At 59.9% G+C, this 837-nt stretch carries 2 protein-coding genes; both read left to right on the forward strand.

Annotated features, from left to right (window positions below; all coding sequences use genetic code 11):
- Positions 1–197, forward strand: a 197-nt coding sequence (locus AC1DRJ_RS30350) for a hypothetical protein (RefSeq protein WP_477805364.1), incomplete at its 5' end; no start/stop codon positions are given.
- Positions 198–217: 20 nt separating this feature from the next.
- Entirely contained in the window at positions 218–379 is a 162-nt protein-coding gene (locus AC1DRJ_RS30355; RefSeq protein ID WP_477805365.1) for a hypothetical protein, read from the forward strand.
- Positions 380–837: the final 458 nt, after the last annotated feature.

Below are 837 nucleotides of genomic sequence, written 5' to 3' on the forward strand. Positions count from 1 at the left end.
CCGCATTGCCTCTACCGGCGACCGGCGAGCAGACAGGCCCGAAAGCCTGCCAACGACAGGACAACCTGGACGGCTGCCCGATGGTGAAACGCCAAAACCGTGTGAATGACCCGGTAAGCAATGCGCCCCGCCACTCCGGCGGCAATAGGACGGACAGCATCACTGAGCAGCCTTCTCGCGAGGGCTGCTTGGGATGACAACCAACAGGTAATCACCCATGAAGCACGCAACAGCAATATCCCAGCTCGAAATCCACGCCTCCAACTGCGAGAACAACGCAGTGATCCAGGAACGAGAAGGCCAGTTCGAAGAGGCCGCGAACAACCGCATCAACGCTGCCGATTACCGACAGGCAATCGAAGCGCTCCAGACTGAATAAGCATCACTCCTGCCCTCGGGATGCGGACGAATTCTGCACCGCGCAATGCGGCCCCCTGCATTCATCAATGAAACCCAGTACGGAGGATTGGCAGTCATGCACCAGTAAGCGATCCACCTGCGTGGCGCAGTAAGCCTGAAGGCTGCGCCCATCACCCATACAGGCAGCGGTCATCTGGGCCGACGGTGTTACCGCGCACCGGCCGAGCAATCGGTAGGCCACCCCAAGTTAGAAGTCACCGCTGATGATTCAGACCCAGGCCGTCGCCAGTAGCGGGCCTGGGAGGCTGTCACGTAGGGAGGTCTTGACGCGAACAAAAGCCCGGGTGATCTCGGGCTTTTTTACGCCTGCCTTTATCCGTCAGCACTCTCCCCTGCGCCCAACAGCAACCAGCAGGCGGCCCGAGTGCTGACGAATAACCGCAACCCTCAGGCTCAAGGAGTCGATATGAACCAGAC

This window comes from Pseudomonas sp. P5_B2 (assembly GCF_056400445.1).